General features: G+C 70.6%; 20 protein-coding genes and 1 tRNA gene. 7 read left to right on the forward strand and 14 right to left on the reverse strand.

All coding sequences use genetic code 11. From position 1 onward, the window contains the following. Positions 1-25 precede the first annotated feature (25 nt). Positions 26-1,894, forward strand: a complete 1,869-nt coding sequence (locus NQO67_RS16600; RefSeq protein WP_255950766.1) for a ricin-type beta-trefoil lectin domain protein — start codon at positions 26-28, stop codon at positions 1,892-1,894. A 155-nt stretch (positions 1,895-2,049) separates the two neighbouring features. After that, a complete protein-coding gene (locus NQO67_RS16605) occupies positions 2,050-2,541 on the forward strand; it encodes a GNAT family N-acetyltransferase (RefSeq protein WP_255950767.1) in 492 nt (163 codons plus the stop codon). 60 nt (positions 2,542-2,601) lie between these two features. On the opposite strand, the gene NQO67_RS16610 is transcribed toward NQO67_RS16605, so the two are convergent. Beyond that, on the reverse strand, positions 2,602-3,258 hold the full coding sequence (locus tag NQO67_RS16610) for a TetR/AcrR family transcriptional regulator (RefSeq protein WP_255950768.1): 657 nt from the start codon (positions 3,256-3,258) through the stop codon (positions 2,602-2,604). Between the two features lie 89 nt (positions 3,259-3,347). Here NQO67_RS16610 and NQO67_RS16615 point away from each other — a divergent pair, with 89 nt between their 5' ends. After that, complete coding sequence (locus tag NQO67_RS16615) at positions 3,348-4,037, forward strand: antibiotic biosynthesis monooxygenase (RefSeq protein ID WP_255950769.1); 690 nt, start codon at positions 3,348-3,350, stop codon at positions 4,035-4,037. A 538-nt stretch (positions 4,038-4,575) separates the two neighbouring features. Here NQO67_RS16615 and NQO67_RS16620 read toward each other — a convergent pair. From NQO67_RS16620 to NQO67_RS16630, 3 genes are all read right to left on the reverse strand, one after another. Next, on the reverse strand, positions 4,576-6,927 hold the full coding sequence (locus NQO67_RS16620) for a hypothetical protein (RefSeq protein WP_255950770.1): 2,352 nt from the start codon (positions 6,925-6,927) through the stop codon (positions 4,576-4,578). Beyond that, entirely contained in the window at positions 6,924-7,829 is a 906-nt protein-coding gene (locus NQO67_RS16625; protein WP_255950771.1) for a hypothetical protein, read from the reverse strand. The genes NQO67_RS16620 and NQO67_RS16625 overlap by 4 nt, the downstream gene beginning before the upstream one ends. Positions 7,830-7,912: 83 nt before the next feature. Then, positions 7,913-8,725: a hypothetical protein gene (locus NQO67_RS16630; protein ID WP_255950772.1), complete on the reverse strand. Its 813-nt coding sequence runs from the start codon at positions 8,723-8,725 to the stop codon at positions 7,913-7,915. Positions 8,726-8,907: 182 nt separating this feature from the next. On the opposite strand from NQO67_RS16630, the gene NQO67_RS16635 reads away from it, so the two are divergent. Then, positions 8,908-9,288 (forward strand): thiol-disulfide oxidoreductase DCC family protein, encoded by a 381-nt coding sequence (locus NQO67_RS16635; RefSeq protein WP_255950773.1) that lies wholly within the window; start codon positions 8,908-8,910, stop codon positions 9,286-9,288. A 58-nt stretch (positions 9,289-9,346) separates the two neighbouring features. Here the strand turns inward: NQO67_RS16635 and lspA are convergent, their stop codons facing one another. Further along, positions 9,347-9,958 carry a signal peptidase II gene (gene lspA, locus NQO67_RS16640; RefSeq protein WP_374119011.1) on the reverse strand — a complete coding sequence of 204 codons (612 nt, stop codon included), beginning with the start codon at positions 9,956-9,958 and terminating at the stop codon, positions 9,347-9,349. A gap of 115 nt (positions 9,959-10,073) precedes the next feature. Here lspA and NQO67_RS16645 point away from each other — a divergent pair, with 115 nt between their 5' ends. Then, on the forward strand, positions 10,074-10,616 hold the full coding sequence (locus NQO67_RS16645; RefSeq protein ID WP_255950774.1) for a DUF1707 SHOCT-like domain-containing protein: 543 nt from the start codon (positions 10,074-10,076) through the stop codon (positions 10,614-10,616). A gap of 38 nt (positions 10,617-10,654) precedes the next feature. Here NQO67_RS16645 and NQO67_RS16650 read toward each other — a convergent pair. The 4 genes from NQO67_RS16650 to NQO67_RS16665 form a co-directional block, all read right to left on the reverse strand. After that, a tRNA-Gln gene (locus tag NQO67_RS16650) sits at positions 10,655-10,730 on the reverse strand. A gap of 99 nt (positions 10,731-10,829) precedes the next feature. Further along, complete coding sequence (locus tag NQO67_RS16655) at positions 10,830-11,048, reverse strand: hypothetical protein (RefSeq protein WP_255950775.1); 219 nt, start codon at positions 11,046-11,048, stop codon at positions 10,830-10,832. A gap of 106 nt (positions 11,049-11,154) precedes the next feature. After that, positions 11,155-11,778: a CE1759 family FMN reductase gene (locus tag NQO67_RS16660; RefSeq protein ID WP_255950776.1), complete on the reverse strand. Its 624-nt coding sequence runs from the start codon at positions 11,776-11,778 to the stop codon at positions 11,155-11,157. A 4-nt stretch (positions 11,779-11,782) separates the two neighbouring features. Continuing rightward, positions 11,783-12,904, reverse strand: a complete 1,122-nt coding sequence (locus NQO67_RS16665) for an LLM class flavin-dependent oxidoreductase (RefSeq protein WP_255951018.1) — start codon at positions 12,902-12,904, stop codon at positions 11,783-11,785. A gap of 279 nt (positions 12,905-13,183) precedes the next feature. Here NQO67_RS16665 and NQO67_RS16670 point away from each other — a divergent pair, with 279 nt between their 5' ends. After that, positions 13,184-14,167 (forward strand): aldo/keto reductase, encoded by a 984-nt coding sequence (locus NQO67_RS16670; protein ID WP_255950777.1) that lies wholly within the window; start codon positions 13,184-13,186, stop codon positions 14,165-14,167. Between the two features lie 116 nt (positions 14,168-14,283). Here NQO67_RS16670 and NQO67_RS16675 read toward each other — a convergent pair whose 3' ends face one another. Both NQO67_RS16675 and NQO67_RS16680 read right to left on the reverse strand, forming a co-directional pair. After that, complete coding sequence (locus NQO67_RS16675; protein ID WP_255950778.1) at positions 14,284-14,652, reverse strand: hypothetical protein; 369 nt, start codon at positions 14,650-14,652, stop codon at positions 14,284-14,286. 47 nt (positions 14,653-14,699) lie between these two features. Continuing rightward, positions 14,700-15,074, reverse strand: coding sequence for a hypothetical protein (locus NQO67_RS16680; RefSeq protein ID WP_255950779.1), 375 nt, complete (start codon positions 15,072-15,074; stop codon positions 14,700-14,702). Positions 15,075-15,157: 83 nt separating this feature from the next. Between NQO67_RS16680 and NQO67_RS16685 the strand changes: the two genes are divergently transcribed. Beyond that, complete coding sequence (locus tag NQO67_RS16685; protein ID WP_255950780.1) at positions 15,158-17,401, forward strand: tetratricopeptide repeat protein; 2,244 nt, start codon at positions 15,158-15,160, stop codon at positions 17,399-17,401. A gap of 27 nt (positions 17,402-17,428) precedes the next feature. On the opposite strand, the gene NQO67_RS16690 is transcribed toward NQO67_RS16685, so the two are convergent. Genes NQO67_RS16690 through NQO67_RS16700 form a run of 3 tightly spaced genes read right to left on the reverse strand, consistent with a single transcriptional unit; the run spans position 17,429 to position 20,660 of the window. Further along, complete coding sequence (locus NQO67_RS16690) at positions 17,429-18,343, reverse strand: carbohydrate ABC transporter permease (protein ID WP_255950781.1); 915 nt, start codon at positions 18,341-18,343, stop codon at positions 17,429-17,431. Beyond that, on the reverse strand, positions 18,340-19,296 hold the full coding sequence (locus tag NQO67_RS16695) for a carbohydrate ABC transporter permease (protein WP_255950782.1): 957 nt from the start codon (positions 19,294-19,296) through the stop codon (positions 18,340-18,342). Before NQO67_RS16695 ends, NQO67_RS16690 begins: the two co-directional genes overlap by 4 nt. Further along, on the reverse strand, positions 19,293-20,660 hold the full coding sequence (locus NQO67_RS16700) for an ABC transporter substrate-binding protein (RefSeq protein WP_255950783.1): 1,368 nt from the start codon (positions 20,658-20,660) through the stop codon (positions 19,293-19,295). Before NQO67_RS16700 ends, NQO67_RS16695 begins: the two co-directional genes overlap by 4 nt. Positions 20,661-20,675 lie beyond the last annotated feature (15 nt).

Below are 20,675 nucleotides of genomic sequence, written 5' to 3' on the forward strand. Positions count from 1 at the left end.
TCCTTTCGGCCCTTGGAGACCCCTCGTGCAGCTCAGAAGACTCGCTGCCCCCGCCACCCTCGCCGTGCTGGCCCTGCTGGCCACGTTCGGACTCTTCGCCTCCTCCGGTGCGGCCAGCGCCGCCGGCGAGACCGTGAACGTCTACCTCACCACGACCTCCGACTCCGGAGGCCGCACCGTGACGCGCGGCCTCCAGCAGCAGTCGCCGATCACGTTCGGCTCCAGCGGCGGCAGCGGCAACCAGACGATCACCGTCAACGAGAACACCACCTACCAGCAGTTCGAGGGCGCCGGCGCGGACTTCACCGACACCGCGGCCTACGACATCAAGGGCAGCGGCGCGCTGAGCAGCGCCACCCAGAACGACGTGATGACCAAGCTGTTCAGCCCGACCTCCGGGATCGGCATGAGCGCGGTCCGCAATGTGATCGGCTCGTCCGACCTGGCGCAGAACAGCTACTCGTACGACACCACCTGCTGCGACCTCAACGACTTCTCGCTGAGCCGGGACAGCGACGTCATGGCGCTGAGCAAGCAGGCGTACGGGCTGAACCCGTCGATGTTCTTCATGGCCTCGCCGTGGTCGGCGCCGCCGTGGATGAAGGACAACAACGCCTACAGCCAGGGCTACCTCCAGGCGCAGTACTACGCCACCTACGCCCAGTACTTCGTCAAGTACATCCAGGGCTACCAGTCGGCCGGGGTGCCGCTCCGGTACGTCACCGAGCAGAACGAGCCCGGCTGCTGCGCCGGGTACCCGTCGATGCAGTGGAACGCTTCGGGTCTTGACTACTTCGCGGCCAACGACCTGCTGCCGGCCCTGAAGAACGCCGGCCTGAGCACCAAGCTGCTGATCGGCGACTGGAACTGGGACACCTACAACGACTGGGTCGCCCCGCTGATGGCCGACTCGGCGATCACGAGCCACCCGAACTTCGGCGGTGTGGCCTGGCACAACTACGGCGGCAGCCCGAGCCAGGGCAGCACCTTCCACAACCAGTTCCCGAACGTGAACCAGTACGTCACCGAGTACTCCGGCGGCACCTGGGTCACCAACCAGCAGCAGCAGGACATGACCGACATGGTCAACTTCTTCCGCAACTGGGGACGGAGCTGGACCAAGTGGTCGCTCGCCGTCGACGAGAACATGGGCCCGCACAACGGCGGCTGCGGCACCTGCACAGGACTGGTCACCGTGCACCGCGGCGACAGCCGCAAGGGTCAGGTCGACTACACGATCGAGTACTACACGATGGGTCACCTGACGAAGTTCGTGAAGCCCGGGGCGGTGCGGATCGACTCCACCGCGAACGGCACGGTGCCGAACGTGGCGTTCAAGAACAGCGACGGCTCGAAGGCGCTCATCGCGTACAACACCAGCGGCAGCGCCCAGAGCGTGAAGGTCAACTGGGGCGGGCAGTCGTTCGTGTACAGCCTGCCGGCGAAGACGTCGGCGACGTTCACCTGGAGCGGCACCCAGTCGGGCTCCGGCTCGACCGGCCACACCGGGACCATCACCAGCTCGCTGAACGGCAAGTGCCTGGACGTCACCGACGGCTCCACCGCCAACGGCACCAAGCCGCAGCTGTGGGACTGCACGTCCGGCAACACCAACCAGCAGTGGACGGTCGCAAGCGACGGCACCGTCACCGCCCTCGGCAAGTGCCTGGACGTCGCGGACAACTCGACCGCTGACGGCGCTGCCGTGCACCTCTGGGACTGCTACGACACCGTGGCCAGCCAGAAGTGGACCCACACCAGCGCCGGCGACCTCGTCAACAACGCCTCCGGCAAGTGCCTCGACGTCAAGGACAACAACACCGCCAACGGAGCCACCTTGCAGCTCTGGACCTGCACCGGCGCCTCGAACCAGAAGTGGACGGTACCCGAGTAGCCGCAGGCAGCACCGAGCAGCACGGAGCAGCACCGGGTAACACCGAGCAACACCCGATGTGACCGCGTCCCGCCCGCGTGCGAGCCCGGGACACGCGCCGCCCACACCCCCGTAATCCGGTGGTGTGGGCGGCACGCGCGCGCTATAGAGCACGCATGACGTCCTGGCACCTGACCCCCGAAGCCTTCGACACGGCGGACGCGACCAGCCTGCGCCGTGCCTACTACGACGAGGTCGCCAGCCGCTACTGGAAGCGGCCCGCGACGCATGAGGAGATCGAGCAGGGCCTGGCCGACGACGGCGCGGACCTGCTCACCCCACCCACCGGCCAGTTCGTCGTGGGCCGTTGCGAAGGCGAGGCCGCCGCCTGCGGAGGGCTGTTGCTGCTGGACTCCGAGCGCGCCGAGCTGACCCGCGTCTACCTGCGCCCCGCCTTCCGGGGCAGGAAGGGCGCCGGCCTCCTGCTGGACCTGCTGGAGACGGAGGCACGCCTGCTCGGCGCCGCCCGCATGGTCCTCAACACCCGCCTCGACCTCACCGAGGCCCGCGCCCTGTACCTCCGCCACGGCTACCGCGAGATACCGGCGTACTGCACGGGGCCGTACGTGGAGATCTGCTACGGCAAGGAGCTCGACCGGCCCGGCTGACCCGATTTCAGGATCGTCCGCATCAGCGACTCCCGTCCGGAACGACCGCCGGGCCGGCGTTCACGAGGCGCTGAGGGTGAGGCTCGCCGGGATCGCGTCGAAGGCCTCCTCGACCTGACGGACCAACTGGTCGACGGCGGCCCGGCCGCGATGGGCGCCGCCGCCGCTTCGGATCCAGTTCCGAGCCGCGCACCGCCAGGCGGCCGGTGCCAGTTCGCCGAGTAGCCGCAGCCGTACGTCGGCACGGCTGTCCAGCCCCAGGGCGTCCTCCAGGATCTCCACCAGGCGACGCTGGACGGTGATCGAGGCAAGGTCGCTGTGGTCGCGCAGCGCCGGGGTGCGGGCGGCGAGCCCACGGGTGGCGAGGAAGCGCCGGGTCCAGTCGGCGTCCATCGAGGTGAGGGTGTCCACCAAGGCGGTGCGCAGGGCGTGCAGGACGGTGGTGCCGCGCAGGTCGGCCTGGGCGACGCGTCCGAGGTAGGCGTCCCACAGCTCGCCCTCGGCGGCCAGGGCGAGGGCCTCCTTGGAGGGGAAGAGGCGAAACAGGGTGCGCTTGGACAGTTCCGCGGCATCGGCGACCGCATCGAGCGTGGTCGTCTCGAAGCCGTGGTCCAGGAACATCCGTAGCGCGGTGTCGACGAGTTCGCGGCGGGCGCGCAACTTCTTGCGCTCGCGCAGTGGCAGAGCGGGTTCCGCAGCGGGCAGTGGCCGTGTCATGGCGGCCACCCTACTCCCGAACCTGCCCCCAGATGCTTTAGCCTTCTAGTAGAAAATGCCACTGAGTGGCATCAGGGAGGTGCGAGGTCGTGGATGGAAGCTTCCGGGAGCCGGAGGGCGGTGGCGTGACGTTGTTCGGTCGCTGGCGGGTGGGCGCGCTGCATCGGCAGCGGGCGACGATCGACGCGATCCAGGCCGCGTGGCGGGCCCGGCCCTGGCCGAGCCCGGAGCTGCTCGCGTACGACGTGTTGCCGAGCACGGACGGCACGACCCTGCTGCACCGCTCCCAGTGGACGTCGGCGGATGCCTGCCGCACGGCGGCGGTGGATCCATCCTGGAAGAGCGAGGTGGACCGGGCGGTTCCCGGTATCGAGCGGCTCGGGGTGGTCGGTTGCCGTTCGTACCGCAGCCGGGCGGGCGGGGCGGACGGACCGGCGCCCGGGTGCGTCGTGCTGGTCACCCGTGTCTTCGACGGCCCGGACGCGGAGCGGGCCGACGGCCTGGTCGACGCGCTTTTCGACAGCACCTGCGCGACGCCTGCACCGGTGGGCCTGCTGGTCGCACGCTTCTACGTCGGCCTCGCCGGCACCCACGTCTTCAACTGGGCCGAATGGACCTCCGAGGCGGCGCACCGGTCCGCCATCACCCGACAACTCCCCGCAACCGTCGACGCGAGCCGGTGGCAGCGGATCTGCGACTGGCCAGGCCTGACGGGCACCACCTTCGACCGCTTCCACCCCGCACTGCGGCTCACCGCCAGCGGTGCGGGGGAGGGGTGACGGAGGCTCGGCGTCCGGCTCGGCCGGTTGCCCGGTTGCCCGGTTGCCCGGTTGCCCGGTCGGCTCGCGCGGCCTCAGCGTCGGAACAGCGGACCGTGGTCCGGCGCCCGAGCAGGCACGGCCGATGCCGGTCCACAGGTTCTCCTCGACGTAGCCGTCGTCGTCCGCTGCCGCCCGCAGCTCGTTCTGCCGCGCCACGCCCGCGGACGCGGTGTCCAGCGAATCGGCCGCGCACCCGCTCGCCGGTGGTGTCGCAGCAGGTCCACCAGCTGGGCCTCGTGCCCGCGGCGCAGCAGAACGAGCGGGTTCGGCTGGCTCATGGGCATGCTCGCCGAGGATGACCACGCCATGGAATACCGTCAACGTTCCGAACAAATTCCGTGCGCACGCCGGATGGCGGCCGTTGCCTCAGGGGGATTCAGCCCATACCGGCCGGATGCAATGCGTTGGAGCTCGTCCGTGAGGGCTCCGAGCGGCATGTGGACTTCATCGGGGGACACACGCCGTTCATGACGTGGGTCGTGCGTTATGGCTCGGATCAGTAGCCGGCGCCCCCGCTGAACGCGCGGAACACCTGTTCGCCGAGCTGGCGCACATCGTTGTAGATGGACTCGATGTCTTCTGAGTCGACGGCTCGGCCCAGCCGGCTGGACATGTAGAGGGTTTCGCTCAAGTGCGCACCGTCACGGAGGAGTTCGTTGATCACCCGGTCGTACGTGCGGCACAGGTTGCTGATGTGATCCCCGACGTCGACGGACGAAGCTCGCTCGAAGTCCCGTTCGGCGTTGTGCCGGAGCAGGGCGTAAGCGTCGCCCAACGCATCCCGGAACGCCATGACGATCCGTTCGGCCTCGACGAGCAGACGAAGCAGGGTCGTCACGCGAACGTAGTCGTAAAGGTCCTCACTGGTGAACCGGCCTTCGCGGACTGATGGCCAGCTCATCGGCCGAGCGCCCGTTCCGGAATCCGGTGGGGGGAAAACAGCGGCCAGCAAGGTGTCGGAATAGGACCGCAACGCACGCAGCCGCCCCAACAACCCGTCGATACGGAGCACGACGGTGACCGGAAGGTCGGTTCTGGCCGGGACGTCGAACCCGGTCCGCTCGCCCAACGCGCCGCGAACGGCCCGCAGTACCGTCTGCTCGACCTCCGCGGACGAGGTCTGGTTGTGCTGGACGATGTTGATCTCGCTGCGCAGGCTGCTGGTCTGGCGCAGCAGCCGTTCGATCCGGTTCTCCATGCGGCCCATGCGGTCTTCCGCGGAAGCGGCTTCCAGGCGGTGTACGAAACCGGTGATCGTGGCCGCGAAGTCCTCGGCGAAACGGCGCTGGGAATAGGCGTGCACCCGGTCGAACCGCTCGTCGACCGCTGCCGCCAGGCTGCCGGCCAGATAGCCGTTGACGACCAGGACGCAGAACGAGGGCTGCCCGGTGGCCGCCTTGACCGCCTCCCGGCGCAGCAGCAGGGATTCCGCATCGGCCTCGTGCAGCATGGACTGGCTGATGAGTACCGCGCAGCCGGCGTTCTCCTCGCCCACCGGCAGCCAGAAGTCGACCAGAGTGGCTTCGTCCTCGCCGAGTTTCCTGTTGCGCGCGTAGTCCCAGCCGTTGCCGTCGAAGACGCGTGATATGTCGGCGCGTACGTCATCCGGGGCGGAGATCTCGAACTGTTCGCGCGCGACCTCGCGGACCATGGCCCGGGTGATCGGGTTTCCCGTTGCGAGGCTGGACTGGTAGACGTGGTAGCAGAGCCTGATGATTCTTCGCGCGTTACCACCGGCGAGCTCCACCAGGTAATGGGTGACGTCGTCTCCGAACGGGTCGTCATCCGGGGCGTCGTCCCCCGCGGACTCCAGAACGTGGTGAATGTATTCCTGGGCGTCGGCGAAGGAGAGCGCGGTGGGCCGTACCAGAGTGGCGAACCGCTGCTGGGCGTCCTCCGGGAGGAATTCGAGGAAGTCGGGCAGCCCGCTCAGCACCAGGAGGGAACGCGATTGCGTGAAGACCTCCAGCAACTTCTTGAATGCCAGTACCGAGGCTTCGTCGCGCGCGCTGGGGCGGCCCCTGGAGAGCACCTTCTCGAACTCGTCGATGACCAGGACGAACCTGTGGTGCTGGCGTCCGTAGAGGAAGGCGAAGACACCGATCGCCTCCAGTGCGGCAATGTCGTTGTCGATCGTCCTGGTGATGCCGCGCTCGCGTAGCGCCGAGTCCGCGGGATGCCCGCCCAGCCACTCCCAGACGGCCGACTGGAATTCCGGTCGGATGGCGAGTGCGAGGGCGGTGCCGAAGTCCTCGTGCCGGGTGATCTCCTTCAGCCTGCTCTGGAGTTGCTGGCGGAAGGCCGCCTCGGTCAGCCCCAGACCGTGGATGAGCTCGTCCGGGCCGAGCCGGCGATCCTTGAGGCGCGCGGCGAGCTCCCGGGTCAGCGGGGAGTCGCTGAGATCCTCGGCCACGATGTCCGCGTAGTACTCGGTGACCCGCTGGAGGAGGTCGGCACGGTCGAGCTGCCGGAAGAACCGTTCGCGGTACAACGTGAGGAAGTTGTCCGAGGGCGCGTCGACGTAGAAGGCGTGCACGGTCTCGTCGGACACCGCATGGATGTGGTGCAGGATCTCGACCGCGAGATGCGTCTTTCCCGTGCCGTACTCGCCGACGACGGCGATGACATTGCCACTGTTCTGCTTCTGGGCGTGGCGGCGTTTGCCGGAGCCTTTCGGCTTTTCCGCGCTCGACGCGGCGAGATACTGGTCGACGTACCTGACGACGTCCTTGACCGCCCGGGTACGGATGCTGATCGTCTCGCTGCCGGCGGGCGAGAGCCGGGCCACCGCCGAGATGGGGAACGGATTGCGCCCCCAGGACAGGGGACCTCGGGAATGGGAGCTCACGACAGGGTCGCCTTCTCGATGTAGTACTGCGTGAAGTCGCCGTACTCGACCTGCGGACGCTGCGTCTTTATGGCGACGGAGAAGACGCTCTCGCAGGTCCTCTGCAACTCCCGGATGGTCGTCCTGCCCCGGCCGGTGATCCGGTCGCGCATGAACTGCGCGATGGTCGCCTGCTCGATGGTCGGCGCCGGTATGCCCGCCGCGGTCGCACGGGCCAGCCGATTGTTCACGAACGTCCAGCCGTCGGCTTCCGTGAGCAGGTCGACCTCGAGGTGGACGATCGGCTTGCCGCCGACCGTCAGGCCCGCCTCCGGCCGGGCGATGTAGGAGGACTCGGCGAAGAAGAAGACATTGGGGCGTGCGTACCTCGCATAGCGCCGGATGTCGTCGGGCACCTCGATCGGAGGCAGCAGCACCAGCAGGGCGACGGAGTGCCGCGACAGGGCGGACGACAGGTAGGGCAGGGCCAGGGACAGCTTGTCCTCGCGTTTGTCCAGGCCCTCGAGTTCCTCCGTGCTACAGACGGTGAGTTGTCTCGCCTCGTCCAGCATCCGGCGCATCACGTGCTCGACGCGGACTTCGCTCGCCTCGCCCGCGCTGCGGTCCGCCATGAGGTCGACGATGTGGACGTCCGGCGCGGGGAGACCGAGGTTGCCCCGGGCCCACCACGCCGCCCGATGGATCAGGGCGGACTTTCCGCACCCCTCATGCCCGGTGATGAGCACCATCCGGCCACCCGACTTCAGGTCCGGGTCCTCGCGCAGGGCGCGCTGGAATTCCATGAAGGCCGTCTCGGTGTGGTCCACCGGCGCGTACAGGTGCTCGTGCTCCCCATGCTGCCAGGGGCACAGCGGGCGGGCGTCCGACTCACTACGGGCCGGAACAGCAAAGGGGTTCTGCATGGTGTTCCTTGACCACCCTCTCGTTCAACCATCTTCACGGTGCGGGTCGTGCGGGTCGTGCGGGTCGTGCGGTCGTGCGGGCGTCACGTGAGGGACACGCCGGTGGATGCCGGCGTACGCGTGCGCATGCGGCGTCGCTTGACCACGGACAAGGACTGCACGGCCGACGCCAGCAGTTCCGTATCCGTGTCGAAGGCCCGCAGCAGGCCTTCGACGTGCTCGGCGCGCGCCTGCTTCTCCTGCTCGTTCCTGCCGTGCCAGCCTTCCGCGATCTCCACCCGATACCGCGGGCCGTGCAGATCGTCCAGGAACCTCCGGGCGAAGCTCCAGCGTTTGCGGTGCCCGGTCGTGCGGGCGAGCGTGGCGGCGAGCGTGCGACGCGCCTGGTCCAGCGCCGAAAGGGAGGGCGCCGGGCCGACGGTCGTGCCCACCCAGGCGCTCGCGTAGTCGCCCACCGCTGCACGGAACGCGCCGGACACCGCCCGGATCTCGTTGGCGGCCGACTGGCCGCGGTCCCGTGCACTGCGGTATTCGGTGGCCGCCCAGGTCAGCCCCGCGCCCACCAGCAGGGGCAGGAACCATTCGAGGAACGCGGGCTTGCCGGAGTCGGACGGGGCCGCCTGGTCGAGTGCCGAGGCGTCGACCAGCGCCGTGCAGGCACGCTCGAAGTCCGCCGGCCGTCCCTTGACCCAGGCGGACCACTGCCGCGCCGCGCCGCCGCGGGCCAGCACGATGTGCCCGGGCCGGCTGTCCGCCGTGACGAGTCCCAGCGCGCCGGCGGCGCCGACCAGCTCGGCGCGGTGCTCTCTCGCCAGGCAGAACACCAGTTGGGCGTCGGTCAAGGACGCACGGGCCGCCGCGCTCTGCGCGCCGCCGCCCATCAGCAGAGCGGCCACGAACACCACGATGGCGCACGCACGACCGCGCACCCGTACCCCCCAACGCCATGCCCTCAAGGGTCCGACATGCCGACACACCTGAGACTACCGGCCGAAGTCGGATATTCACTCCGTGCGGTGCACACGACGCGGTGACCGCCCATGCCGTGGGGGCGGCGGGCGCGCGTCATGATGGAGACATGCGGACTCAGCCTGTGCTCGTCTTCGACGGAGACTGCGGTTTCTGTACCACCTCGGTGAGATTCGCCGAGCGACGTCTCCGGCCGCGTTGCGAGATCGTCCCCTGGCAGTTCGCGGACCTCGGAACGCTCGGCGTCACCCGGGAACGCGCCGAGCACGAGGTGCTGTGGGTGACGCCGGCGGGCGCGGTGTACGGGGGCGCCCAGGCCGTTGCGAAGGTGCTCCTGAGCTCGGGCCGCGGGTGGTCGGTGCTGGGTGCGTTGCTCACGCTGCCTCCCGTGCGGTGGGCCGCCCACGGCGTCTACCGGCTGGTCGCGGAGAACCGGCACCGCATGCCGGGCGGGACGGCCGCGTGCGCGCTGCCTCGCCATCGCCCCTAAGGGGTGTGGGGCACGCATGGCGCACATGGCGCGCCTGCCGGGGAACGAGGCGGTGGGCTCACGCGGTGACGTCGGCTCCGTCCGGCCGCGTCGGACCAGGACGGCCGGTGCCGTCCGCGCCGCCGGCGGGGCCCAGGTCGTGCCCGCGGAACGTCAGCAGGAGCACCAGGGCGCTTCCACAGGTGATCGCCCAGTCGGCGAGGTTCATCACGCTGAAGTCGCGTACCGCGATGAAGTCGACCACTGCGCCCTGCATGTCGCCGGGGGCGCGGAAGAGCCGGTCCGTCAGGTTTCCGAGCGCGCCGCCCAGCAGCAGACCCAGCGTGACCGCCCATGCCGTGCTGGTCAGCCGGCGTGACACCCGGACGATGACGACGGCGACGGCCGCGGCGACCAGGGTGAACACGATGGTCGTCGTCTGACCGAGACCGAACGCGGCGCCGGGGTTGCGCTGGACCCGCAACTCCAACCAGGTGCCGATCAACGGGACGGGGGCGTGCCCCTCCCGCCACGCGACCACCGCCAGCTTGCTGCCCGCGTCGACGGCGTACGCGAGAGCGGCCACCATCCACAGCACCCACACCCGTCGCCTGGCGGGTGGTGCCTCGCTCGCAGGCGCGGGGTGTGCGTCGCTCGCAGCCGCGGCATCGGCGGCATCACTGGTCGTCACGCTCGGTCTCCTCGCCGGTCCGGTCTCCCGCCAGCCTACGCGGGCCGCCTTCGGGGGCTGGCGGCCGCTGTGGCGCGGCTGGGCGCGGTCCCGGCACGCCGCTTAAAGTGATGCGGTGAACCCGCAGCCGGAAGACCCGTCGTCGTCGATCGGCGAAGACGACCGCGACAGGGGCGTGCAGCGCCTCCAGGACGCGTACGCCGAAGGGCACATCTCGCACGAGGAGATGGACGAACGCCTCCACCGGGTGCTCACCGCAGGCAACCGGGACGAGCTGGTGGCGGCGCTGGCCGCGCTCCCCCAGGAGCGTGCGGGCACCACGTCCACGATCGGTGCACTGAGCGGGCGGATCAAGCGGCGCGGCGCATGGCGGGTCCCCCGGGTCCTCAAGGTCGAGTCCGCGTGGGGGCGGGTGCACCTGGACCTGTCCCGGGCGGTCATCGACCATCCGGTGATCGACATCGAGCTGGCACTCGGCACCGGCAAGGCCCACATCACGGTGCCACGGGACGCGATCGTCGACCTCGACGGGCTCCAGACGACGTGGAAGGACCCGCGCTACAAGGTCCCACGGCGTCCCCCCTCCGGCGGGCCGACGATACGGATCTCCGGCGTCATGGGATTCGGACGGTTGACGATCCACCACGCGCGGCGTTGAGACCCCGCCAGGCGTCTTAACCGTCTGCCGGGAGAGGGTGGCAGGACCGGCCGGAGTCGAACCGGCGTCCTGGTCATCAGCAACAAGGCGCGACTGCCGCTGCGCTACGGCCCTGCCGTCCGGCAGCGTACGGCGACACCCGCCCGGGCCCGCCCGGGCAAGCGGGTGGAGCGGGTGCGGTGGCGGTGGCGTCGTCGTGCTGCTGCGCCGGGGTCATGGCGGGGGTCCGGGAGCGTCGACGGGCGGGGTGGGCCCGCTGTCGTCGGACGGGGGCCAGCGGTCGGGCGTGAGGTGGTCGAGGAGGTAGGGACTGGTCTCGGCGCATGCGTCGCACAGGTAGTGGCCGGGGGCGTCCGACACCGGGGTGAGTTCGTCGAAGGGGAGCGATCGTGCACACTCCCCGTCGCAGGTACGTGTCCTGATGGCCGCCATACGTTCGACGGTCCGCGGCCGACCGGGGGCGCAGGTAGGGCGCTCGCCGGTTGCACGGGTGCGTCAGCCCAGCTCACCGACGTGCTCCGACGTGCCGGTGGCGGGGTCAGCGGGAGCCGCCGAGGAGGTGCTGCATCGCCGCCACGTCGTCCGCGAAGGCGTCACGCCGCTTGTGGCTGCCGCAGCCGTCGACCAGGCGGGCGTAGTCGGCCGCGGCGGTCCTGATGCGCTCGCCGAGGGCGGTACCCGCGCCGGCGGCACCCTCGGAGCCGAAGTCGTCCGTGGCGGCGTAGACGCCCCGCGGGGAGACGATGGCGTGCAGGTAGGAGAACATCGGGCGCAGCGCGTGCTCGAGGACGAGGGAGTGCCGTTCGGTGCCACCGGTGGCGGCGATGAGCACGGGCATGTCCGACAGCGCCTCCTCCGGCAGGACGTCGAAGAACGACTTGAACAGCCCGCTGTAGGAGGCGTTGAAGGCGGGTGTCACCGCGATGACCCCGTCGGCGCCCGCGACCGTTTCGAAGGCCTCTTCCAACGGCGTGGTGGGGAACCCGGTGAGCATCGCGTCCATGACCGCGCGACCCAGCGGCCGCAGTTCCACGAAGGACGACTCGACGGTGTGGCCCAACTCGCCCAGCTCGGCGCGGACCGTGCTCTCGAGTCGGTCGGCGAGGAGCCGTGTGGAGGACGGCTCGCGCAGCCCGCCGGTGATGACCGTCAGCTTCGTCATGGCGTCACCGGTCCCGCTCACCCGGAGGTGCCTGGGGGTCCGCCTCGGCGGTGTGCGCCGCCTTCGCGCGCAGCGACGCGTGGGTGGGAGCGTCGGGCACCTCGGCAGGACGGCCGACGGCGAACTCCTTGCGGAGCACCGGAACCACCTCCTCACCCAGCAGGTCCAGCTGCTCCAGGACGGTCTTCTGCGGCAGCCCCGCGTGGTCGATGAGGAACAGCTGCCGCTGGTAGTCGCCGGCGTAGTCGCGGAACCCCAGCGTCTTCTCGATCACCTCGGCCGGTGAGCCGACCGTCAGCGGGGTCAGCGAGGTGAACTCCTCCAGGGACGGGCCGTGCCCGTACACGGGCGCCTCGTCGAAGTACGGCCGGAACTCGGAGACGGCGTCCTGGCTGTTGCGCCGCATGAAGACCTGCCCGCCCAGGCCCACGATGGCCTGCGCTGCCGTGCCGTGGCCGTAGTGCTCGAACCGCCGGCGGTACAGCTCCACCATCTGCCGGGTGTGGGAGGCGGGCCAGAAGATGTGGTTGGCGAAGAACCCGTCGCCGTAGTACGCGGCCAGTTCGGCGACCTCGGGGGTGCGGATGGAACCGTGCCAGACGACCGGCGGGATCCCGTCCAGCGGCCGGGGCACGAGGGTGAAGCCCTGGAGCGGGGTGCGCAGCTTGCCCTCCCAGTCCACCGCCTCCTCGCGCCACAGCCGGTGCAGCAGCCCGTAGTGCTCGACGGTCAGCGGGACCGCGTTGCGGATGTCCTGGCCGAACCAGGGGTAGACCGGGCCGGTGTTGCCGCGGCCCAGCATCACGTCGGTGCGCCCGCCGGACAGGTGCTGGAGCACGCTGAAGTCCTCCGCGATCTTCACCGGGTCGTTGGTGGTGATCAGCGTGGTCGAGGTGGAGAGGATGAGCCGCTCGGTCTGCGCGGCGATGAAGCCCAGCAGGGTGGTGGGGGAGGAGGGCACGAAGGGTGGGTTGTGGTGCTCACCGGTCGCGAAGACGTCGAGCCCGACCTCCTCGGCCTTCCTGGCGATCTCGACCGTCGCCCGGATGCGTTCCGCTTCGGTGGGGCTGCGGCCCGTGGTCGGGTCCGGGGTCACGTCGCCGACCGAGAAGATGCCGAACTGCATGCCGGCCGTACCCGCTCCCGTCGCTCCCGTCATACCTGCCTCCACGCGGTGGCTCGGGACGACGTCTGTGTACCCACGCAGGCGGCGCCAAACCGGCGGGCGGACCCCTGGGGCGCCACGGGCGCTCGGGCGGCGGTTCTCGTTTCCGGCCGGACGGGAGCGTGCTCGCCCGCGGCGCGGACGGGCGCGCAGCATGCCGCCCGGCAACGGCACCGGCCTGCGGCGCCGCGGTACGGTGAGCGCTGTGCGGCCAGGAACCAGCTCGCGGAGGATGTGACCGTGTCCCTCGAACGTCTCCCCGCCACCCCGGTCGGCCGTATCGGGCTCGGCCTGGCGGCGGTGGGCCGCCCCGCGTACATCAACCTCGGCCGGGCGGCGGACCTGCCGGCCGAGCGGACCGTGCACGCCATGGAGGCCCGCGCCCACGAGGTGCTCGACGCGGCCTACGCGCACGGCGTGCGGTACTTCGACGTCGCCCGCTCCTACGGGAAGGCGGAGCAGTTCCTCGCCGACTGGCTGCGCGGCCACCCGGAGATCCGCGATGTGGTGATCGGCAGCAAGTGGGGCTACCGCTACACGGCCGACTGGCACGTCGACGCGAAGGTGCACGAGGTCAAGGAGCACAGCAGGGCCATGTTCGACCGGCAGCTGGCCGAGACCCGGGGCATCCTCGGCGACCGTCTCGACCTCTACCAGGTCCACTCCGTGACGCCGCAGAGCCCCGTCCTCACGGACCGTGCACTCCAGGAGGCACTCGCCGCCCTGGCCGCCGAAGGCGTCACCGTGGGTGTGAGCACGAGCGGCCCCGAGCAGCCGGCCGCCCTGCGCGCCGCACTGGAGGTCACGGTCGCGGGCGTGCCGTTGTTCTCCACCGTCCAGGCCACGTACAACCTGCTGGAGCCCTCGGCCGGTGCCGCGCTCGCGGAGGCGCACGCCGCGGGACGCACCGTCATCGTCAAGGAGGCCCTCGCCAACGGCCGCCTGGTGCACGAGGCCGCGAAGTCACCCCTCGGCCACCTCGCGGCCCGGACCGGCACCGCCCCCGACGCACTCGCCCTGGCCGCCGTGCTCCGCGAGCCCTGGGCCGACCTGGTCCTCTCCGGCGCCGCCACCCGGGACCAGCTCGACGGCAACGTCTCGGCGCCGGCCGCCCTGCGCACCGTCGAGGACACCGAGGGCGGCGCCGGCTTCGCAGGGCTGTCCGCGCTGGCGGAACCGGCACCCGCGTACTGGCGGCACCGGTCCGGACTGCCGTGGGCCTAGGTGTGCTGACCGGACAGGTTGGTGACGCGGCTGGCTGGTGTGTGGCCGCCGAACTCCCCACCACCCGGCGAAGACCGGCGCCACGGCAGGGGCCCGGCAAGCCCGTATCGCCCCCGTCAGCAGAACGGGTTGCTCGGGTAGACCTCGACGTAGCCGTACACGTCGCCCGCCGTCGTGTGTGCGGTGCCGACCGCCCACTCGCTGGCGCCGGTGCTCTTCCAGACGTAGCGGTCGACGGTCATCGTGTTCCCGTAGTAGAGGACCCCCTTGACGTGGGAGAGATCGGATTCCCGCACCCACGCGTCCTGGGCGCAGACCGTCCGGACCTCCGCGGCCAGTGCCGGCCCGGCGGGCACGGAAATCGGCGCCGCCTTGCTCGACATCGCCGGCTGGGAGGCGCCGGGTGCAGCGGCGTTCGCGGGGACCGCGAGCACGCCGAGCGCCGCCGCCGTCGCCAGGGCCGAGCCAAGAATCTTGATCGACATCATGTTCCCTTCGGTGGAAGTCGGGAGCTCACGTGCAGTCCGGGAGCTCACGTGCAGACGTAGCCGACCTTGAAGTAGCCGTCGACAGCCGCACCACCGCCCGGCCGGCCGTAGCCGAGAGCCCAGCCGGCCGGGATCGACGGATCGGAGTTGTGCGTCCGGTAGACGTGCATCGGATTGCCGGTGAACACCTGCGCGATACCGACGGCGCCATCGTTGGGTGCCTGACGGATCCAGAGACTTGCGATGTTGCAGAGGTAGCCGTCGTAGCCGGTCTGATCCGGCGCCATCGGTGCCTGGAGCGACGGCGGCGCGGTGGCCGCCACGGCGGAGGTCGGGGCGATCAGAACGGATGCCGCGGTGGCGACCATGGCGCCGGTGAGCCACCGGATCGCGGTCCCCCGTGTTCTGGTGATGTCCATGTCATGAATGCTCACGCCTGGTGGTGGCCGCTGATAGCCTCCCTAGGACCGCTTAGGACAACGTGGGACACGGAAGGCGGGCCATGCCCGACGACGATCCGGTACGCGTGTTGGGGCGCCGTCTCGACGCGGCGCGACGGCAGCGGGGGTGGACCTTCCGCGAGTTCGCCGAACACACCGGAATGTCCAAGAGCACGTTGCAGTACCTGATCCGAACCAGGCGCACCGCCCCCGACTACTACGAGCTGGTCGCCCTGGTGGGAAAGCTCGGCCAGCCGTGGACCGAGGAGTGGGAGCGGCTGTGGCGCCGCGCGGTCGACGGCACACCCTCCGACCCGGAAGCGGTACCGGCCCAACTGCCGGCCGCCGCACCGGGCTTCGTCGGGCGTGACGCGGAGCTCGCCGAACTCGGCCGGGTACGGGACGCGGGCGCGGCGCTCGTCGTCCTGTGCGGGATGGCCGGGGTCGGCAAGACGGCGCTGGCGGTCCGGTGGGCGCACCGGGTGCGCGAGGAGTTCGCGGACGGGCAGCTCTACCTCGACCTGCGGGGCTACGACCCCGACCCGCCGCTGCCCGCAGCCGACGCGATGGCGAGCCTGCTGCGCGCGCTCGGCGTACGCGACACGGCCATGCCCTCCGCGCTCGACGACCGCGGCGCGCTGCTGCGCACCGTGACGCACGGGAAACGGCTCCTCGTCGTGCTGGACAACGCCGCCACCGTCGAGCAGGTCCGGCCGCTGCTGACCGCAACCGACGCGTCGTTGACCCTCGTGACCAGCCGGGATCGGCTCGCCGGCCTGGTGGCACGGGAGGGCGCGGTGCGCGTGGAGCTCGATCCGCTGCCGGTGTCCCACGCGACCGGCCTGCTCACCGGCCTGATCGGCGCACGGGCCAGTACCGACCGGGCGGCGCTGGCCTCGCTCGCCGAGCACTGCGCACGATTACCCCTGGCCCTGCGGGTCGCCGCGGAGTTCGTCGCCGGGCACCCGGGCACGCCGCTGCCGGACCTGGTCGCCGAACTCGCCGACGAGCAGCGCCGCCTGGACGCGCTGGACGCGGGCGGCGACCGGCGCACCGCGATACGCGGCGTGCTCTCCTGGTCGTACCGGCACCTGCCGGCGCCCACCGCCCGGATGTTCCGGCTCCTCGGGCTGCACGGCGCGGTCGGCTTCTGCGCGGCAGCGGCGGCGGCGCTGGCCGGACTGCCGGCCGCCGACGCCAGGCCCCTGCTGGACCGGCTGTGCCAGGCCTACCTGATCCGGCCGGCCGGCGCCGACCGCTACCAGATGCACGATCTGCTGCGGGCGTACGCGTCCGAACTGGTGCTCACCGTCGACACGCGCCCCCAGCGCCGCGCGGCCGTCCGGCGGCTGCTGACCTACTACCTGCACTCCGCGCACGCCGCGGCCCTGCGTCTTGAACCGCACCGGCTGCCCATCACGCTGCCCCGCGCCCGCGCGGTGACACCGGAGCGCCCGGCGTCCACGGCGGCCGCGCTGGCCTGGTTCACCACCGAGCACCCCGCCCTGCTGGCGGCGATCAACCTGGCGATCGCCGGCCACCTCGACGCGTACACCTGGCGCCTGGCGTGGACGTTGCTGACCTTCTTCGAGCGGCGCGGCCACTGGCAGGACTACGCGTACACCCAGCGCGCCGCGCTCGCCGCGACCGAGCGCCTCGGCGACCGCTCGGGCCAGGCCCACACCCATCGCTGCCTCGCCCGCGTGCACAGCCGGCTCGGCCGCTGCGACGAGGCCGACGCCCATCTGCGCCGGGCCCTGGAGCTGTACCGGGAGGCCGGCGACCGCGGCGGTCAGGCCCGCACCTGCCTGAACCTCAGCATGACCGCCGAACGCGGCGGCCGGTACCTGGAGGCGATGGACCACGACCGCGAGGCGTACGCACTCTTCGTCGCCGCCGGCGACCGGCACGGGCAGGGTCTGGCCCTCAACCAGATCGGCTGCGACCACCTGCTGCTCGGCAACCCCGACCAGGCGCTCGTCGACTGCGGCCGTGCCCTCGCCGTCTTCGAGGAGTTCGGCGACGTCTCCTCGCAGGCCGCCGTGTGGGACAGCCTGGGCGCCGCCCACCACGCCCTGCGCCGGACGGCGCGCGCCGTCGCCTGCTACGAGCAGGCCATCGCCCGCTACCGGCAACTCGGCAACCGCTACCACGAGGCGGACTCGCTCATCCATCTGGGCGAGACCCATGAGGCGTCCGGCGACCGGGACGCGGCGCTGGCGCACTGGAAGCTGGCCCTGGAGATCCTCGACGAACTGCACCACGGCAGGGCGGACGAGATACGGGCCCGGCTCGCCGCCCGGTGAGCACGCAGGCGGTACCCGAACCGCGGCTCACATGCCTCCCATTCCGGAGCTCGCAAGACCGTCGATGAACCGGCGCTGCAACAGCAGGAAGAGGACGAGCATGGGGGCGATCATGATGAAGCCGGCGGCACTGATCAGCGTGAAGTTCTGCGTGAAGCCCTGCTGGAAGGTGAAGAACGTCGTCGACAGCGGCATCTTCGACTCGGACTGGAGCATCGTCACCGCGAACAGGAACTCGTTGTAGGCGGACAGGCCCGTCGTCAGTGCCACGGTGAGGATGCCTGGCAGCACGTTCGGCAGCACGATACGGGCGAAGACGCGCAGCTCACCGGCCCCGTCGACACGGGCCGCCTCCTCTATCTGCGGCGGCAGCCCCATCATGAACGAACGCAGCAGCAGCGTGGCGAACGGCGAGAACAGGCCGCAGTAGATGAGGACGAGCCCGAGCCGCGAGTCGTAGAGACCGGCCTTCGCCCACATGTAGAACAGCGGTACGAGGAACATCTGCGCCGGCAGGGCGCTCGACACCAGCAGGTAGGTCATGAACACCGACGCGCCGTGCACCACGAGCCGCGCCAGCGCGTAGGCGGCGCAGCACGCCACGACGCAGGTCAGGGCGACGGTGCCGAGCACGATCACGACCGAGTTCCACAGGCCGGCGCCCATGTTGGCCTGGTTCCAGGCGGTGACGAAGTTGCCCCACTCCCAGCTCTTCGGCAGGCCGAGGGAGTCGGCCGCGTACTGGCCGTTCGTCTTCAGGGCGTTGAAGAAGAACAGGACGATCGGGCCGATGGCGAAGACGGCCAGGCCGGCGAGGACGACGCCGACGAGCCAGCGCCCGGCCGGCACCCGGCGCGGACCGGCTCCGGCGGCTCGGCCGCCCGGGGCATGCCCGGCGGTGACCCGCCGGGCGGACGCGTGCGGCGGTACGGCGGCGCTCATGTCTCCCACTTCCTTACCTTCCGGACGACGAGGTAGACGGCGACCACCACACCGCTGATCAGGGCCATGACCACGCCCATGGCCGAGGCGTAACCGCCCTGGAGGTTGGAGAAGGCGTCCCGGTACAGCACCGTCGACAGCAGGTCGGTGGAGCCTGCGGGACCGCCCTTCGTCAGGATGTAGACGTAGTCGAAGGCGAGGAACGACCAGATGATCGTCATCAGCCCGAGGAACGCGAACGTGGGGCGGATGGCCGGCAGGGTCACCGCGAAGAACTGCCGCACCGACCCGGCGCCGTCGACCGTCGCCGCTTCGTAGAGGACCGGGTCGACGCCCTGCATCGCGGCGAGGAAGACCACGACCAGGAACCCCCACCACGCCCAGTTGTTGACGAACTCCACCGACCACAGGGCGAGCTGCGGGTCACCGAGCGGGTTGATGTGCAGCAGGTTCCCGATGCCGGTCTGCGGGTCCAGGATGCTGCGCCAGATGGACGCGTTCACCACGCTGGCGACGATGTACGGGATGAAGTAGAGGGTGCGCAGCAGCAGCCGGAAGCGGCGGATCCTGGACAGCGCGTAGGCGCCGAAGAGTCCCATCGCCATGGGCACGATCAGGAAGAACAGCGTCCACAGGATGTTGTGGACCAGCCCCTGCACGAACTCCGGGTCGCCGAGCAGGTTGCGGTAGTTGTCCAGGCCGACGAAGCCTGCGCGGTCGCTGATGCCGGTCCAGTCGGTGAAGGAGTACCACACCGAGAAGACGCTCGGGACGAGGACGACGAACAGGTTGACCAGGATCAGCGGCAGCAGCAACAGCCAGCCGGCGACCTTGCGGTCGCGCAGCCGGGCGGTCGGCCCGCGGCGGGCCACCGGTGCGGCGGTGCCGTGGGAGGGTGTGGTGGCGACGGTGCCCGATGGTGCGGTCGACGGGGTTTCCTGACGGGTCGTCATGACAGGCCTCCGCCCGGCTTCGGTGCGGTGGGCACCCGGCCCTGGGCCCGCTCCGTCGCGAAGCGGGTGGCGATGCCCTCGCAGTACTGCTTGGCGCTCAGCTGTCCCGTGATGACGTTCTCGAAGTAGTCGATCATGTAGGTCTCGGTCTGCTGCGGGAAGAACGTCCAGGTGGTGTAGCCGATGGAGGTCGCCGCCGACAGCTGCGCGTACAGCCGCGCGATCCGCCGGTCGGCGCGTGCGGAGAAGTCCGCCGCGCGGATGTGGATCGGGGGCGGCTCGAAGCTCATCTCCTCGATGCCGGTGATGATCGTCCGCACGTCGGTGGTGAGGAAGTTCAGGTAGTCGGCGGCCGCCGCGGTGTCACCGAAGTTGGTGTTGACGCCGGCGGACTGCCCGATCGCCAGGTCCCACACGATGCGCGGGACGTGCTCGCCCAGCGCCGGCAGGGTCGTCCAGTCCCAGGTGGCGTCGTTGCCCGCGGCCTTGCCGAAGTACGCGGGCAGGTTCGCGAACTCCCAGGTGCCGGAGATCATCGCCGCCGCCTTCCCGGTGGCCAGCTGGCGGTAGACCGTGGGGAAGCTGTTCGTGAAGTACAGGTCGACGGCGCCGCCGAACCAGCCCTTCCTGAAGTACCCGGCGAGCCGGTCGACGGCGTCCACGAACACCGGATCGGTCCACTTCGTCTCGCCGGCCAGCGCGGAGTACACCGCCTCAGGCCCCGCGCCGTGGTTGAGCCCGACCCCGACGAACCACTCGTTGGCGCCCTGGTAGTCCGCGTTGCCGGCGGCGAGCGGAACGTAACCCCTGCCCTTGGCCTCGGTGCAGAAGTCCTCGAACTCCTCGCGGCTGGTGGGCGCCTTCAGGCCGAGGTCGTCGAGCGTGGCCGGGTTCGTGTAGAAGGCCATCGTCTCGTAGGAGGCGGGCAGCGTGACGAGCTTGCCGTCGACCTCGGAGGCGGCCAGCGCCCACGGCGCGAACTTCCTGCTCCAGCCGTACTTGCGGGCGTACGGCGTGAGGTCGGCCAGGTAGCCGGCCGAGTAGTAGGCGGCGACGAAGCTCGACGGGCCCGGCGTGACGATGATCGACGGCCCTCCGCCGGCGGCCAGCGCCGTCTGGATCAGCCGGTCGATCGTGCCGCTCGGCTTCGGGCTGAACCGCACCCGGCGCGCGCCGCGGTAGGCCTCGGCGAAGTGGGCGCGGAAGTAGTCGTTCTGTTGCGCGTCGGACAGGTTGTTCCAGATCGTGAGGTCGTCCCCGGCACCGCCCGGACCTGCCGGCCCGCACGCGTCGAGGAGCGCCGTCACACCGAGCGCACCGCCCGCTCCCAGGAGCCGGCGGCGGGTCATCGCAGACATGCTCATCTTCCCTCCTGCGGC

The sequence above is a fragment of the Streptomyces odontomachi genome, assembly GCF_024435355.1.
Classification (GTDB): Bacteria; Actinomycetota; Actinomycetes; order Streptomycetales; family Streptomycetaceae; genus Streptomyces; species Streptomyces odontomachi.

Excerpts from the sequence above, each read along its gene's own strand:
- NQO67_RS16605 (WP_255950767.1), top strand. The coding sequence starts at position 2,050 with ATGACGTCCTGGCACCTGACCCCCGAAGCCTTCGACACGGCGGACGCG.
- NQO67_RS16610 (WP_255950768.1), bottom strand. The coding sequence starts at position 3,258 with ATGACACGGCCACTGCCCGCTGCGGAACCCGCTCTGCCACTGCGCGAG.
- NQO67_RS16625 (WP_255950771.1), bottom strand. The coding sequence starts at position 7,829 with ATGCAGAACCCCTTTGCTGTTCCGGCCCGTAGTGAGTCGGACGCCCGC.
- NQO67_RS16635 (WP_255950773.1), top strand. The coding sequence starts at position 8,908 with ATGCGGACTCAGCCTGTGCTCGTCTTCGACGGAGACTGCGGTTTCTGT.
- NQO67_RS16655 (WP_255950775.1), bottom strand. The coding sequence starts at position 11,048 with ATGGCGGCCATCAGGACACGTACCTGCGACGGGGAGTGTGCACGATCG.
- NQO67_RS16660 (WP_255950776.1), bottom strand. The coding sequence starts at position 11,778 with ATGACGAAGCTGACGGTCATCACCGGCGGGCTGCGCGAGCCGTCCTCC.
- NQO67_RS16665 (WP_255951018.1), bottom strand. The coding sequence starts at position 12,904 with ATGCAGTTCGGCATCTTCTCGGTCGGCGACGTGACCCCGGACCCGACC.
- NQO67_RS16675 (WP_255950778.1), bottom strand. The coding sequence starts at position 14,652 with ATGTCGATCAAGATTCTTGGCTCGGCCCTGGCGACGGCGGCGGCGCTC.
- NQO67_RS16680 (WP_255950779.1), bottom strand. The coding sequence starts at position 15,074 with ATGGACATCACCAGAACACGGGGGACCGCGATCCGGTGGCTCACCGGC.
- NQO67_RS16685 (WP_255950780.1), top strand. The coding sequence starts at position 15,158 with ATGCCCGACGACGATCCGGTACGCGTGTTGGGGCGCCGTCTCGACGCG.
- NQO67_RS16690 (WP_255950781.1), bottom strand. The coding sequence starts at position 18,343 with ATGAGCGCCGCCGTACCGCCGCACGCGTCCGCCCGGCGGGTCACCGCC.
- NQO67_RS16695 (WP_255950782.1), bottom strand. The coding sequence starts at position 19,296 with ATGACGACCCGTCAGGAAACCCCGTCGACCGCACCATCGGGCACCGTC.
- NQO67_RS16700 (WP_255950783.1), bottom strand. The coding sequence starts at position 20,660 with ATGAGCATGTCTGCGATGACCCGCCGCCGGCTCCTGGGAGCGGGCGGT.